7 protein-coding genes are annotated in these 15,638 nt (G+C 72.3%); 2 read left to right on the top strand and 5 right to left on the bottom strand.

Going from position 1 to position 15,638, the window contains the following annotated elements:
* Positions 1-120 precede the first annotated feature (120 nt).
* Positions 121-843, top strand: a complete 723-nt coding sequence (locus ACIP9H_RS14565; RefSeq protein WP_401580237.1) for a poly-gamma-glutamate hydrolase family protein — start codon at positions 121-123, stop codon at positions 841-843.
* An 823-nt stretch (positions 844-1,666) separates the two neighbouring features.
* Here the strand turns inward: ACIP9H_RS14565 and glgB are convergent.
* The 4 genes from glgB to ACIP9H_RS14545 form a co-directional block, all read right to left on the bottom strand.
* Positions 1,667-4,327, bottom strand: a complete 2,661-nt coding sequence (gene glgB, locus ACIP9H_RS14560) for a 1,4-alpha-glucan branching enzyme (protein ID WP_401580236.1) — start codon at positions 4,325-4,327, stop codon at positions 1,667-1,669.
* A 37-nt stretch (positions 4,328-4,364) separates the two neighbouring features.
* Entirely contained in the window at positions 4,365-5,825 is a 1,461-nt protein-coding gene (locus ACIP9H_RS14555; protein WP_401959257.1) for a maltokinase, read from the bottom strand.
* A gap of 253 nt (positions 5,826-6,078) precedes the next feature.
* Positions 6,079-7,797, bottom strand: a complete 1,719-nt coding sequence (treS, locus tag ACIP9H_RS14550) for a maltose alpha-D-glucosyltransferase (RefSeq protein ID WP_401959255.1) — start codon at positions 7,795-7,797, stop codon at positions 6,079-6,081.
* Positions 7,794-9,791, bottom strand: a complete 1,998-nt coding sequence (locus ACIP9H_RS14545; RefSeq protein ID WP_401580230.1) for an alpha-1,4-glucan--maltose-1-phosphate maltosyltransferase — start codon at positions 9,789-9,791, stop codon at positions 7,794-7,796. The genes treS and ACIP9H_RS14545 overlap by 4 nt, the downstream gene beginning before the upstream one ends.
* Positions 9,792-10,262: 471 nt before the next feature.
* On the opposite strand from ACIP9H_RS14545, the gene glgP reads away from it, so the two are divergent.
* On the top strand, positions 10,263-12,899 hold the full coding sequence (gene glgP / locus ACIP9H_RS14540; protein ID WP_401580228.1) for an alpha-glucan family phosphorylase: 2,637 nt from the start codon (positions 10,263-10,265) through the stop codon (positions 12,897-12,899).
* An 82-nt stretch (positions 12,900-12,981) separates the two neighbouring features.
* Here glgP and ACIP9H_RS14535 read toward each other — a convergent pair whose 3' ends face one another.
* The gene (locus ACIP9H_RS14535; RefSeq protein ID WP_401580226.1) at positions 12,982-15,360 is read right to left on the bottom strand and encodes a M4 family metallopeptidase; all 2,379 of its coding nucleotides are present in this window, start codon (positions 15,358-15,360) and stop codon (positions 12,982-12,984) included.
* Positions 15,361-15,638: the final 278 nt, after the last annotated feature.

The raw sequence follows: 15,638 nt of genomic DNA, 5'->3' as shown, positions 1-15,638 counted from the left end.
CCGCCCCCCTCACGTCCCGCCGGGCTCTTCCCCCCGTCGCCCGGCGGGACCGCACGTTCCGTGTCCGGCGGTCCCGGCTCCCGGCGGGAGCCGGGGCCGCCGGTGCGTGATGATCGCCTCATGCCGACGCACACCGGGTACGCCTCAGCGGCATCCGACACGTACGCCACCAACACCGCGCTGTACGCCGACACCTCCCTGACCGAGGGCACCGACTGGGCCCGGCGCTTCCGCCGCCACACCACCGCCCGGCCCGGCGACACCGTGGTCCTCGCCCCCCACGCGGGCGGCATCGAGGCCGGCACCTCCGAACTCTGCCTCGCCGTCGCCGGGTACCACCCCGCGGACCTCGCGCCCACCCCGGCCGGCGGCCCGGTGTACGACTACTGGATGTTCGAGGGCCTGCGCCCCACCGGCAACGGCGCCCTCCACGTCACCTCCACGCGCTGCGACGACCCCGTCGCCCGCGCGCTGGCCGCGGGCAGCCTGCGCGTGCTCTCGCTGCACGGCTGCACCGCCGCGCAGGCGGGCCTCCCGGACGGCGCCCGGGCCGTCCTCGTCGGCGGCGCGGACACCCACTTCGCGGAACGGCTCACCGCCGCCCTCACCGCGGCCGGCATCCACGCCGTCGACGCCTCGGCGGCGAAGGAACTCGCCGGCCTCTCACCGGCCAACATCTGCAACCGCACCCGCCGCGGCCGCGGCGCCCAACTGGAGATCACCGCCCCGCTGCGCGCCGCGATGTTCGGCGTCAACACCCGCGCCGGGAGGGGGAGCACGACGCGCCCGGTCTTCTGGAACCTCGTCGGCGCGGCCCGCGCGGCGATCGCGTCGGTGTCCTGACCCTTCGGGTCGGGGCCCTGGGACGTGCGGGGGTCCGGGGGCTGACGGCGCCCCCGGCACGGCGGCGGTGCCGGGCACGCCTTGCCACGACGTGCCGCCCGGCCACACCGCCGGCGCGGAGCATGCCCGATCCGGGCCTCGGACCCGAACCCTGCCGGTCCCGGTGCCTGCCGAGCGGCCCGGCGACGGTTGGACAGGGCGAACCCCCGCCCTCGGGGGCACCCGGGTCTCGCGGGCGTGTACTGCCGAGGCGCCGGAGTTCCGCGCGTCCGTACAGCGTCGCGTGCCGGGGCGGCGGCGTACGACCAGCCCCCCGGGGGCCCGGTACGGCGTGCAGCGGGTCGAGGCGCGGTGGGGTACGCCTGCGGTCGGGCGGTCCCGTCACGTCCTGGCGTCGCCTGCAGGGAGGCCTGTGCCGTGCCGGTCCCGGTGCCCGGCGAAGGCCCCGCCAGGGCGGGGGCGGCCCGGGCGGTTGCCGGGCGTGGTGTGTCGCGGGGCCGCGAGCACGCCGATGCCGCGCCGGGGGCGAGGCAGGCGTACCCACGCCGGGGCGGGCGGCGCTCAGCCGCGGTCGACGGCACGCCGGGTGTCACCACAGGCGGACGAAATGCCCTACGACTGAGGAGTCGTGACGGTGCATCAGAACTGCGGCCCTGTCGTGCCCCCCGAAGGCGCCCGGCGCCGTTCCCCACGCCCGTGCGGGCCGTGAGCAGGACCACAGGGCGATGGTTCAAATTCGAACTTCTCTTGTGCGACCATCGCAGTGGGGAGAGGAACCGGGGACCCGGACAGCACCCGGCCCTCTCCCCGTGAAGCGGCCCCGTTACGCCGGCCGCAGCCAGACCGTGGCCAGCGGCGGCAGCGTGAGCTGCACACTCTGCCGGCGGCCGTTCCAGCCGACGGGCTCGGACTTCAGCGGCTCCGGATTGGTGACGTCGCCGCCCCCGTACGCCGCGGCGTCCGTGTTCAGCACCTCACGCAGCGCCTCCACGCCGTCCGGGACACCGAGCCGGTACCCCTGGCGGACCACCGGCGAGAAGTTGCTGACCGCGATCAGCGGGTCGCCGGCCGCGTCGAGGCGGACGAAGGAGAACACGTTGTCCTCGGCCGCGCCGCCGTCGATCCAGGCGAACCCCTCCGGCGAGGTGTCGCGCTGCCACAGGGAGGGCGTGCCCCGGTACACCGTGTTGAGGTCGCGCACCAGGTCGCGCACGCCCCGGTGGTCGCCGGCCGCCGAGTAGGTCTCGTCGAGCAGCCACCAGTCCGGGCCGTGGTCGTGCGACCATTCCGCGCCCTGGGCGAACTCCTGCCCCATGAAGAGCAGTTGCTTGCCCGGGTGGGCCCACATGAAGCCCAGGTAGGCGCGGTGGGTGGCGCGCTGCTGCCACCAGTCGCCCGGCATCCGGTTCACCAGCGAGCCCTTGCCGTGGACGACCTCGTCGTGCGAGATCGGCAGCACGTAGTTCTCGCTGTAGGCGTACACCATCGAGAACGTCATCTCGTTGTGGTGGTACTTGCGGTGCACGGGCTCGTGCTTGACGTACTCCAGCGAGTCGTGCATCCAGCCCATGTTCCACTTCAGGCCGAAGCCCAGCCCGCCGAAGCCGGTGGGGCCGACCTCGTGGGTGGCGCGGGTCACGCCGTCCCAGGCCGTGGACTCCTCGGCGATGGTGACCACGCCGGGGCAGCGGCGGTAGACGGTCGCGTTCATCTCCTGGAGGAAGGCGACCGCGTCCAGGTCCTCCCGCCCGCCGTACACGTTCGGCGCCCAGTCGCCGTCTTCGCGCGAGTAGTCCAGGTAGAGCATCGAGGCGACGGCGTCGACGCGCAGCCCGTCGATGTGGAACTCCTCGCACCAGTAGACCGCGTTCGCGACGAGGAAGTTGCGGACCTCGGTGCGGCCGAAGTCGAACTCCAGCGTCCCCCAGTCCGGGTGCTCGCCGCGCCAGGCGTGCTCGTAGACGTTCGCGCCGTCGAACTGCGCCAGCGCCCACTCGTCCTTGGGGAAGTGGGCCGGCACCCAGTCCATGATCACACCGATGCCCGCCCGGTGCAGGGCGTCCACCAGGAACTTGAAGTCGTCGGGGGTGCCCATCCGCGCGGTCGGGGCGTAGTACGAGGTGACCTGGTAGCCCCAGGACCCGCCGAAGGGGTGCTCGGCGACCGGCATCAGCTCCACGTGCGTGAAGCCCAGGTCGCGGACGTACGCCGGGAGCTGCTCGGCGAGTTCGCGGTACGACAGCCCCGGCCGCCAGGAGGCCAGGTGCACCTCGTACACCGAGAACGGCGCCTCGTGCACGGGCACGTCGCCGCGCCGGGCCATCCAGTCGGCGTCCTGCCACTCGTGGTGCGAGGCGGTGACCACGGAGGCCGTGGCGGGCGGCGTCTCGGTGCGGCGGGCCATGGGGTCGGCCTTGAGGCGGTGGGCGCCGTCGGGGCCGCAGATGTCGAACTTGTAGCGCTGCCCCTCGGCGACGCCGGGCAGGAACAGCTCCCACACACCGGTGGAGCCCAGCGAGCGCATGGGGAAGGCCGTGCCGTCCCAGTAGTCGAAGTCGCCGACCACGCGCACGCCGCGGGCGTTCGGCGCCCAGACGGTGAAGCGGGTGCCCGGCACCCCGTCGTGGGTCATCGGCTCGGCGCCCAGTGCCTTCCACAGCTGCTCGTGCCGGCCCTCGCCGATCAGATGCAGGTCGAACTCGCCGAGCGCGGGCAGGAACCGGTAGGGGTCGTGGACCTCCTGGTCCTGGCCGTCGTACGTCACGAGCAGCCGGTGGGCCGATGCGTCCGTCGGCGGCAGCACCCCGGCGAACAGGCCGTCGCCCTCGTCGCGCAGCACCGCCCGCGTCCCGTCGCCGGTGACGACCGCCACCGCCTGCGCGTAGGGGCGCAGGGCGCGCACCAGCACGCCGTCCGCCACCGGGTGTGCGCCGAGCAGGGTGTGCGGGTCGTGGTGCGAACCGTCCAGCAGGCGCCACCGGTCGCCGGCGTCCAGTGCCGGGGCGGGAGTTACGTCGGCGGGCGCGGCGGCCGGTGCCGGCCGGGTCGCCTCGGCCCCGGGCGGCGGCGCCTGGTGGCCGACCGCTGCGGTCGCGGGCACCGTGCGGGGCGCGCCGCCCGAGGCGGGCGGCCGGTCGGAGCCGGCGGGGTCGTAACCCCGCGCGACGGCCTCGGAGGTGGGGACGTTCGTCGCCGCGGACGGACGCTCCGCCTTGCGCCGGGAGTTCGACGACCCGGCGGCATCCGCGGACCGTCCCGTCCGGCCGGTCTGCGCTGCCTGCGCCGCCTGCCCGGTCTTCGGCGCCTTCGCCCCGCGCGCCGGCTTCGCCGGACGGGCGGACGGGCCCGGCGACGCCGCGGCACGCGGTGGCACTGAACCCTCGGGCCCGCCGCCGGGAGCGGAACGCGCGGCGGCGGACGGCCCGTTCCCGCCGGGGCCGGGGGTGCCGGGATCGGCGTCGGGGAACGGCTGACGATCGGTCACGATCAGGTCCTCCTCGGTAGGGCGCGGGGGTGCCCGGTCAGGGGGTGGCACCGCGGAGCGGCTGCGAGAGGCGCCGCACGGCGGCCATGGGGATGGGCAGCCAGGCGGGCCGGTGCCTGGCCTCGTAGAGCACTTCGTAGACGGCCTTGTCGGTCTCGTAGGCGCGTATCACCACGGGCTCGTCCCGGGGGTCGGTCCCGGCGGCCTCCGCGTATCCGGCGCAGAACGCGGCCCGCTGGGTCTCGGCCCATTCGGGCGCGCCGGGGGCGGCCGGATCGTGGTGCCGGGCCGCGTAGTCGAACGAGCGCAGCATGCCGGCCACGTCCTGCACCGGCGGCGCGGGACGGCGCCGTTCGGGGAGCGGCCGGGCCGGCTCCCCCTCGAAGTCGATGAGCACCCAGCCCTGGGCCTGGGTCAACAGGGCCTGACCCAGGTGGAGGTCGCCGTGGATGCGCTGGGCCGCCAGTTCCGTGCCCTGTTCGCCGAGCACCGCGAGGTCCTCGAAGGCGGCGCGCAGCCGGGCGCGGTACGGCCGGAGCGCGGGTACGGCGGCGGCCGCGGCGTCCAGCCGGTCGGCCATCGCCCCGGCGATGTGTTCGATCTGCTGCCGGCGCAGGGTGCTGGTGGGCAGGGCGCGCGCCAGCGCGAGGTGCACCTCGGCGGTCGCGCGCCCCAGCGCGTGCGCGTCGCCGGAGAAGTCGAGGTCCTTCTCCACGGCCTCCAACGCCAGTTCCCAGGCGCCGGACGAGCCGGGCAGATAGCGCTGCAGCACGCCCAGGGTGGCGGGCTCGTCGTACAGGCCCACCGCCTCGAACCAGGCGGCGGGCGCGGCGATCCGCCGCGACCCGGCGCGGGCCAGGGCCAGCGACAGCTCCAGGTCCGGGTTGGGGCCGGGCGCGACCCGCCGGAAGAGCTTCAGGATGTGGCTGTCGCCGTAGATCACCGAGCTGTTGGACTGCTCGGCGGTGGACAGCCGCGGCGCCGGACCGGCCGGGATCGCCGCATCCGGCTCGGCGCCGAACCGCAGGTGCCCGGTGCGGCCGGGGGCCCGCAGCCGTTCCAGCAGCAGGGCGGTCAGCCGGGGGTCGTGCAGTGCCTCGTAGATGGTGAGGCCGTCCAGCGGCCCGCCGACCGCGTGCCCGATGAGCGCGGGCGCGAGGGCCGGCGGCAGCAGGGCCCGGGAGCCCAGCAGCAACTGGTAGGTGTCGGGGTGCCCGTGGCCGCGGCCCTGCCGCTGTGCCTCGTGCGGGTCGTCCTGGTGGACGTCGAGCAGCAGATGGAGCAGCCCGGGGGTGCCGAGCCGGCCGTCCGCCGGCAGCAGCTCGGTGGCCGAGACCAGGCCGAACGCGGTGATCGGCCGCCCCTTGCCGGCGAACCACCGCTGCCGGGGCAGCCATTCGCGCAGCAAGGGGCCGAGAGTGGAGAGCAGTCCCGGGGCCGGGGGCACGGTGGTGCCGGCGGGGGCTGCGGAGGAGCGAAGCCACGAGGTGTCCGACATGACGTCCTTTCCTCGGGTGCCGGGCCTGCTGGTTCCCTAAGTGAAGGGGTGCGCTGCGGCGACTGTCCGACTCACGGGACGTGTCGGACGAATATCATCCGAGCTGGTGGTGCAATTGGCGTACTGGCCTACAAGGTGCCAAGCGCCCGACAAGCATCCGATATGACGCTGGATTCGGCAGGGGGAGCCTGCCCCCGCGGTCCGGTGCGAAACCGCACCGGACCGCCGGGGTCGCCGTCCTCGGGCGGTCCGGCTACACCGCGTCGCGGCGCAGCCGGAACCAGTAGAAGCCGTGACCGGCGAGAGTGAGCAGGTAGGGCCACTCCCCGATGGCGGGGAAGCGGACACCACCGATGAGCTCGACCGGGTGACGGCCGGTGAAGGAGCGCAGATCGAGCTCGGTGGGCTGGGCGAAGCGCGAGAAGTTGTTCACGCACAGGACGAGGTCGTCGCCCTTGCCGTCCAGCGACGGCGCCTCGCGCAGGAAGGCCAGGACGGCCGGGTTGCTGGAGGGCAGTTCGGTGTACGAGCCGAGTCCGAAGGCCGGGTTCTGCTTGCGGATCTCGACCATCCGGCGGGTCCAGTGCAGGAGCGAGCTCGGCGAGCTCATCTGCGCCTCGACATTGGTGACTTGGTAGCCGTACACCGGGTCCATGATCGTCGGCAGGTACAGCCGCCCCGGATCGCAGGAGGAGAAGCCCGCGTTGCGGTCGGGCGTCCACTGCATCGGGGTGCGCACCGCGTCGCGGTCACCGAGCCAGATGTTGTCGCCCATGCCGATCTCGTCGCCGTAGTAGAGGATCGGCGAGCCCGGCAGGGAGAGCAGCAGCGCGGTGAAGAGCTCGATCTGGTTGCGGTCGTTGTCCAGCAGCGGGGAGAGCCGGCGCCGGATGCCGATGTTGGCCCGCATCCGCGGGTCCTTGGCGTACTCCGCGTACATGTAGTCGCGCTCTTCGTCCGTCACCATTTCGAGCGTCAGCTCGTCGTGGTTGCGCAGGAAGATGCCCCACTGGCAGTTCTTGGGGATCGCCGGGGTCTTGGCCAGGATCTCCGAGACCGGGTAGCGCGACTCCCGGCGCACCGCCATGAAGATGCGCGGCATGACCGGGAAGTGGAACGCCATGTGGCACTCGTCGCCGCCCTTGGCATAGTCGCCGAAGTAGTCGACGACGTCCTCGGGCCACTGGTTGGCCTCGGCGAGCAGCACCGTGTCCGGGTAGTGGGCGTCGATCTCCTGGCGCACCATCCGCAGGAAGCCGTGGGTGCGCGGCAGGTTCTCGCAGTTGGTGCCCTCCTCCTGGTAGAGGTACGGCACCGCGTCCAGCCGGAACCCGTCGATGCCGAGGTCGAGCCAGAAGCGCAGGGCGGCGAGGATCTCCTCCTGGACCTTCGGGTTCTCGTAGTTGAGATCCGGCTGGTGGGAGAAGAAGCGGTGCCAGTAGTACTGCTTGCGCACCGGGTCGAACGTCCAGTTGGAGCTCTCGGTGTCGACGAAGATGATCCGGGCGTCCGGGTACTGCTTGTCGTCGTCCGCCCAGACGTAGTAGTCGCCGTAGGGCCCGTCGGGATCGCTGCGGGACTGCTGGAACCACTCGTGCTGGTCGCTCGTGTGGTTCACGACGAAGTCGATGATCACCCGCATCCCGCGCTGGTGCGCGGCGTCCACGAACTCCACGAAGTCCGCCAGGTCGCCGAACTCCGGGAGCACCGCCGTGTAGTCCGAGACGTCGTAGCCGCCGTCACGCAGCGGTGACGCGAAGAACGGCGGCAGCCACAGGCAGTCGACGCCCAGCCACTGCAAATAGTCCAGCTTGGCGGTGAGCCCCTTGAGGTCGCCGACCCCGTCGCCGTTGCTGTCCTGGAATGACCGTACGAGTACCTCGTAGAAGACGGCCCGTTTGAACCAATCGGGATCCCGGTCCTTGGCCGGGGTGTCTTCGAACGTGTCAGGTACGGGTTCGTTGACGATCAAGTGGGTGACCCTCCTGTCGATGGAGTAGGTCGCAGGGTGAAGATGTGCGCGGGCACGCGGCCCGGCTCGAGGCGCACATAGTTGTTCCTGCCCCAGTGGTAGGTCTCGCCGGTGAGCTCGTCGCGCACCGGGGTGGACTCGTGCCATGCGAGGCCGAGTTCCGGCATGTTCAACGAGACGGTCGCCTCCTGGGTGTGGTGCGGGTCCAGGTTGACGACCACCAGTACGACATCACCGCCGTCGCCCGAGCGCTTCGAGTACGCCAGCACCGCGTCGTTGTTCACGTGGTGGAAGCGCAGATCTCGCAGCTGCTGGAGCGCGAGGTGGCGGCGCCGCAGCCGGTTGAGCGCGGTGAGCAGCGGCGCGAGGGAACGGCCCTCGGCCTCGGCTGCCGCCCAGTCACGGGGCCTCAGCTCGTACTTCTCCGAGTGTAGGTACTCCTCGCTGCCCTCGCGCACCGGCACGTTCTCGCAGAGCTCGTATCCGGCGTACACCCCCCATGTGGGCGAGAGGGTCGCCGCGAGCACCGCGCGCACCTCGAACGCCGCCCGTCCCCCCTGTTGCAGGTAGGCATGCAGAATGTCGGGGGTGTTGACGAAGAAGTTCGGGCGCATGTAGCTCGCCGTGTCCCCACTGAGCTCCGTCAGATAGTCGACCAGCTCCTGCTTCTCATTACGCCACGTGAAGTACGTGTACGACTGCTGGAAGCCGATCCGGGCCAGGGTGTGCATCATCGCCGGACGGGTGAACGCCTCGGCCAGGAAGATGACGTCGGGGTCGGTGCGGTTGATGTGCGTGATGACCTTCTCCCAGAAGACCACCGGCTTGGTGTGCGGGTTGTCCACCCGGAAGATGCGCACCCCGTGGTCCATCCAGTGCCGCAGCACCCGCTCGGTCTCGCGGACCAGCCCGGACATGTCGGAGTCGAAGGCGATCGGGTAGATGTCCTGGTACTTCTTCGGCGGGTTCTCGGCGTACGCGATCGAGCCGTCCGGCCGCCGCGAGAACCACTCCGGGTACTTCTCCACCCACGGGTGCTCGGGGGAGCACTGCAGGGCGAAGTCCAGGGCGATTTCCAGCCGCAGTTCGCGGGCCCGTTCGACGAAGAAGTCGAAGTCCTCCAGGGTGCCGAGATCCGGGTGGACCGCGTCGTGGCCGCCCTCGGGGGAGCCGATCGCCCAGGGCGAGCCGACGTCGTGCGGACCCGGCGTCAGGGAGTTGTTCGGCCCCTTGCGGAAGGCCGACCCGATCGGGTGAACGGGCGGCAGATAGACCACGTCGAAGCCCATGGCCGCGATCGCCGGCAGCCGGTCGGCCGCCGTGCGGAAGGTGCCGGACCGCGGGGGCTGCTTCCCGGACGGGTCCACCACCGCGCCCTCGGAGCGGGGGAACATCTCGTACCAGGAGCCGAACAGCGCCCGCTGCCGCTCGACCTGGAGGGCCGCCGGGCGCGAGGCGCTGACCAGTTCGCGCAAGGGGTGGCGGTCCAGCACGGCCACGACGTCGGAGGCCAGCGCCGCCGCGTGCCGGGCGGCGGGGGGCCGGCTGTCGTCGCGGAGCGCGTCGACGGCGGCGAGCACGACGGCCCGGCCGTCCTTCTTGGGGACCTTGGCCGCGGCGCGCTCGTGCAGTGCGGCGCCCTCGGCGAGGACCAGTTCGGTGTCGATGCCGGCGGGGATCTTGATGCCCGCGTGGTGCCGCCAGGTGGCCACCGGATCGCTCCAGGCCTCCACCGTGTACGTCCAGCGGCCCTCGGCGGTCGGGGTCACATCGGCGCCCCACCGGTCGGTGCCGGGGGCGAGTTCACGCATCGGGGTCCAGGGGCCGCTGCGGCCCGAGGGGTCCTTCAGGACCACATTGGCCCCGATCGCGTCATGTCCTTCACGGAATACCGTCGCCGACACCTGGAAGGTCTCGCCTGCCACCGCCTTCGCGGGGCGGCGCCCGCAGTCGACCAGTGGGCGGACGTCCAGGACGGGGATACGACCGATCATTGCGCCTCACCTGTTCGAGCTGGTGGCCGGGCGGGTGACGTGCACTCTTTTTATCTGCTCCTTCGGTTGGCTGCCTGGGGGCATGACCGCTCCTGTCCGCGTTCACTCGGGTGGGCGGATGTGAGTCGAGGGGTGAGGAGGAGAAGTGGCGCCGCGTCGCGCAAGGGTGAGCCTGCCCAGTGGACGCCGCCCGAATGCCCTTCGGAAGGGGGTACTGGCGCGTAGCTTGCAAAGCCTGCGGAAAACCGGCCGGCCCCGCGGACGCCGTGGTTCTGGCCGATTGTCGACGGGTCGGAGCGGTTGCCGAGGGGGCGCGGCCGGGTGGTCCGGGGGCTCCGCGGGGCGGTTGCGCCGGCGTCGCCGGCGCCGGTCCGCGCCCCCTGGTGGTGCGCCCCCGGCGTGCACCGGCGCGGAGCGCATCCGGTCGCCGGTTGCCACCACCGGGCGGGGGGATGCCGCTACCGTCGAAGAGTGAAGGCTATTCGTCGATTCACCGTGCGAACTGTCCTGCCCGAACCACTACGTCCGCTCGGGGAGCTCGCGCAGAATCTGCGCTGGTCCTGGCATCCCGAGACCCGCGAGCTGTTCCAGGCGGTCGACCCCGAGGGCTGGCGGGCGGCGGCCGGCGACCCGGTGCGCCTGCTCGGCGCCGTCTCCAAGGAACGGCTGAACGCGCTCGCCAAGGACCGCCGCTTCCTGCGCCGGCTGGGTACCGCCGTCGAGGACCTCCACGACTACCTCGCCAACCCCCGCTGGTACCAGGGCGCCGCCGGCAGCGGGGAACTCCCCTCCGCCATCGCCTACTTCTCGCCCGAGTTCGGCATCACCGCCGCGCTGCCGCAGTACTCCGGGGGCCTCGGCATCCTGGCCGGCGACCACCTCAAGGCCGCCAGCGACCTCGGCGTCCCCCTGATCGGCGTCGGCCTGCTCTACCGGCACGGCTATTTCCGGCAGTCGCTGTCCCGCGACGGCTGGCAGCAGGAGCACTACCCGGTGCTCGACCCGAACGAGCTGCCGCTGTCCCCGCTGCGCGACGACGGCGGCGCCCCCGTGCTGATCGTCCTCGACCTGCCCGGCGGCCGGAGCCTGCGCGCCCACGTCTGGCTGGCCAGGGTCGGCCGGGTGCCGCTGCTGCTGCTGGACTCCGACGTCGAGGAGAACAACCCCAGCGAACGCGACGTCACCGACCGGCTCTACGGCGGCGGAAGCGAGCACCGGCTGCTCCAGGAGATGCTGCTGGGCATCGGCGGCGTCCGCGCGGTGCGCACGTACTGCGCCCTGACCGGCCACCCCGCGCCCGAGGTCTTCCACACCAACGAGGGGCACGCCGGCTTCCTCGGTCTGGAGCGCATCCGCGAGCTCACGGCCGAGGACAGCGGGACGGACTTCGACTCCGCGCTGGAGGCGGTCCGCGCCGGCACCGTCTTCACCACCCACACCCCGGTGCCCGCGGGCATCGACCGCTTCGACCGCGAGCTGGTCGCCCGTCACCTCGGCGACGACGGCGAACTGCACGGGGTGGACGTGCAGCGCGTGCTGGAACTGGGCATGGAGACGTACTCCGGGGGCGACCCCAACGTCTTCAACATGGCCGTGATGGGCCTGCGGCTCGCCCAGCGCGCCAACGGCGTCTCCACCCTGCACGGCCAGGTCAGCCGCGAGATGTTCGCCGGGCTGTGGCCGGGCTTCGACCCGGAGGAGGTGCCGATCACCTCCGTCACCAACGGCGTCCACGCCCCCACCTGGGTGGCGCCCGAGGTGTTCCGGCTCGGCGCCCGGCAGGCCGGCTCGCAGATCGCCGAGGACGCGATGACGGTCGGCCTGGCCGACACCTGGGAGTCCGTCGGCGCCATCCCCGACGCCGCCGTCTGGGAGCTCCGCCGCGAGCTGCGCGAGCAGCTGGTGTGGGAGGTGCGTCGCCGCGTGCGCGCCTCCTGGCGGCAGCGCGGCGCCGGTTCCGCCGAGCTGGGCTGGACCGACGACGTGCTCGACCCCGATGTGCTCACCATCGGCTTCGCGCGCCGGGTGCCCTCGTACAAGCGGCTCACGCTCATGCTGCGCGACCAGGACCGGCTGATGGACCTGCTGCTCAATGCCTCCCGGCCGGTCCAGATCGTCGTCGCGGGCAAGGCCCACCCGGCCGACGACAGCGGCAAGCGCCTGGTCCAGGAGCTGGTGCGCTTCGCGGACGACCCGCGGGTGCGGCACCGCATCGTCTTCCTGCCGGACTACGACATGGCCATGGCGCAGCACCTGTACCACGGCTGCGACGTCTGGCTGAACAACCCGCTGCGCCCGCTGGAGGCCTGCGGCACCTCCGGGATGAAGTCCGCGCTGAACGGCGGCCTCAACCTCTCCGTCCTCGACGGATGGTGGGAGGAGTGGTTCGACGGCAACAACGGCTGGGCCATCCCCACCGCCGACGGCTTCGGCGCCCAGGGCGACCCCGACCGGCGCGACGACATCGAGGCGGCCGCGCTGTACGACCTGATCGAGAACCAGGTCGCCCCGCGCTTCTACGACCAGGGCACGCACGGGCTGCCGGCGCGCTGGATCGAGATGGTCCGGCACACCCTCACCACCCTGGGGCCCAAGGTGCTGGCCGGCCGCATGGTGCGCGAGTACGTCCAGCGGCTGTACGCCCCGGCCGCCGCCGCGCACCGCCTCGCCGCCGGCGGGGAAGCGGCCGAACTCGCCGCGTGGAAGCGGCGGGTGCGCGAGCAGTGGCCGCGGATCGCCGTGGACCACGTGGAGACCGGTGCCGCCGTCGGCGGCTCGCCCGAGCTCGGGACGACGCTCACGCTGCGGGTCCAGGTCGCCCTCGGGGACCTGGAACCGGGCGACGTCGACGTCCAGGTGGTCTCCGGCCGGGTCGACGACTCCGACCGGATCACCGACCCCTCGGTGGTCTCCCTCAAGCCGGGCGGCCGGCCCGACCTGGAAGGCCGCTGGCTGTACGAGGGGCCGCTGGCGCTGGACCGCACCGGGCCGTTCGGTTACACCGTGCGGGTGCTGCCCACCCACCGGCTGCTCGCCTCGCCCGCCGAGCTGGGGCTGATCGCGGTGCCCGCCGAGGCCGCGGGCATGACGGCCGGCGTGCTGCGCTGACCGGGCACCCACCGGGCACACGACACCGGGCCCCGGCCGTCGAGGACGGCCGGGGCCCGGCGTTCACGTCACCCCGAGGGGATCAGCTGGAGGTGGTGACGGCCGTGTCGTCCACCACGAAGCTCGTCTGCAGCGAGGAGTCCTCGGTGCCGGTGAACTTCAGGCTGACGGTGGAGCCGGCGAAGCCGTTCAGGCTGAAGGACTTCTGGGTGTAGCCCGTGGCCTTGTTGAGGTTCGAGTACGTGGCCAGGGTGGTCGATCCGGCCGTGACGGTCAGCTTGTCGTACTGGGTGCTGGTGGTCGTCTCGGCGGAGTCGATGTGCAGCCAGAAGGTGAAGGTCGCCTTGCAGCCGGCCGGGATCGTCACCGACTGGGACAGCGTGTCGGTGTGGGTCGTGCCGTAGCCGTTCAGCCAGCCCTTGTACGAACCGCCGTGCGCGGCCTGGCCGCTGTCGTTGGTGATCACGCCGCTGCTCGCGGTCCAGGAGGCGCTGCCGGACTCGAAGCCCGGGTTGCCCAGCAGCTGCGCCGAGGCGCAGGTGCCGCCGCCGGTGGAGACGGTCCAGGTGAACGAGGCGGTGCCGGTCTTCGCGGCGGAGTCGGTGACCGTGACCGTGGTGTTGGAGGTGCCCGCGGTGGTCGGGGTGCCGGAGATCAGACCGGTGGAGGCGTTGATCGACAGACCGGCCGGCAGGCCGCTCGCCGCGTAGCTCAGGGCGCCGCTGTTGGTGCTGCTGGCCTGGATCTGCAGGCTGACGGCGGTGCCGACGCCGCTGGCCTGGTTGCCCGGGTTGGTGACCGTCACGCCCGAGACGGGGGCGTGGCTGCCGACGCCGATGCCCGCGAAGGCGTTCTGCACGCCCGCGTACTGGGCGGAGGAGGCGCCGTACAGCGCGGTGGCGGCGTTGAGGGCGGCGGTGCGGGCGCCGGCGTAGTTGGTGCTGCTCGTCATGTACGAGGTCAGCGCCTTGTACCAGATCTGCAGCGCGGCGGCGCGGCCGATGCCGGCGACGGCGATGCCGTCGGCGGTCGGGCTGTTGTAGCTGACGCCGTTGATCGTCTTGGCGCCGCTGCCCTCGGAGAGCAGGTAGAACATGTGGTTCGCCGGGCCCGAGGAGTAGTGGACGTCCAGGTTCCCGATGCCCGAGTACCAGTTGTCGGGTGACGTGCCGTCACGAGAGGGCTTGTCCTGGTAGCGCAGCGGGGTGCCGTTGCCGTTGATGTTGATCTTCTCGCCGATGAGGTAGTCGCCGACGTCGCTGCTGTTGCCGGCGTAGAACTCGACGCCCGTGCCGAAGATGTCGGAGGTCGCCTCGTTGAGGCCGCCGGACTCACCGGAGTAGTTGAGGCCCGCGGTGTTGGACGTGACGCCGTGGCTCATCTCGTGGCCCGCGACGTCCAGCGAGGTCAGGGCGTGGGTGTTGCCCGATCCGTCGCCGTAGGTCATGCAGAAGCAGCTGTCGTCCCAGAAGGCGTTGACGTAGCCGCTGCTGTAGTGCACCCGCGAGTACGCCGCCGCACCGTCGTTGCGGATGCCGCTGCGGCCGAAGGTGGTCTTGTAGAAGTCCCAGGTCTCCTGGGCGCCGTAGGCGGCGTCGGCGGCGGCCGTCTGGGTGTTGGAGCCCGTCCCGTCGCCCCAGACGTCGTCTGCGTCGGTGAACAGCGTGCCCGTGCCGGACGTCGCCCGGTTGAGGTTGTACGTCTTGTGGCCGCCGCGGGTGTTGTCGGTGAGCTGGTACGTCGAGCCCGACAGCGTGGTGCCGAGCGTCACCGATCCGCTGTACTGGGTGTTGCCGGTCCCGGTCTTGATGTCCTGGAACCGGTACAGCTCCGCGCCGGTCATGGCGTCGGTGACGACGTGCAGCCGGCTCGGCGTGCCGTCGTCCTGCAGACCGCTGACGACGCTCTCCCAGGCGAGCTTCGGCGTGCCCTGCCCGGCCCAGATCACCTTGCGGGCGCTGTCCGCGGCGGGTGCCTCGGCCTTCAGCGCCTTGGCGGTCTTCAGCGCGGAGGTGGTGGCCGCGGACCCGGCGACCTTCGGCGTCGTCGAGGCGACCGTGATCGCCTTGTTCGTGTTGAACGTGGTGCCCAGCGTGCCGGTGCCCGTGGCGGGCGTGTGCACCACGAGGTCACCGCCGAGCACGGGGAGCCCGGCGTAGGTGCGCTCGTAGCGGGTGTGCAGGGTGCCGTCCACGTCCTTGACGACGTCCCGGACGACGAGCTTCTCCTTGCTGCCCAGGCCCAGGGACTGGGCCGTCACGGCCGTCCGGGCGCTCGCGCTCTTGATCAGCGAGCTGTGCTGGGCGGGGGTGAGCGCGGCCTCGAGCGCTCCGGCGCGGACCTGGCTCGTGTGGGGGGCGGGCTTCGCCGCGGCGGTGGTCGACGGTATGCCGACGGCGAGGAATGCGGCGGTGGCGACCAGGCTTGTGGCCGCGACTGCCTTGCGGGGGGATCGTCTCACTCGGACTCCTACTGCGTCGGCCGCGGTTGGCGGCCGGGGACAGCCGGGCAGACAGGGTGTGCTGCCCGGGCGGAACTAGCCGTGCAAGCCGTGCGGGTGGGACGTTGCGGAGCTCCGGCCGGAGCGCCGGCGCGCGGAGGTGCACCGGCGCGGGCGCGTTCTGAGCCGACCGGGGGAAGAGTGCCACTATTCATGGGTTGATGTCATGTACGTGACGAGAAGTTGGCCGAATACGTCCTTTCAGGAGGACAGTCGGTCCGCATAACGGACAACGTGTC

Source organism: Streptomyces sp. NPDC088732 (assembly GCF_044751205.1).
Classification (GTDB): domain Bacteria; phylum Actinomycetota; class Actinomycetes; order Streptomycetales; family Streptomycetaceae; genus Actinacidiphila.
Note: the sequence above shows the minus strand (reverse complement) of the source record. Positions and strands in the feature narration are given on the sequence as shown.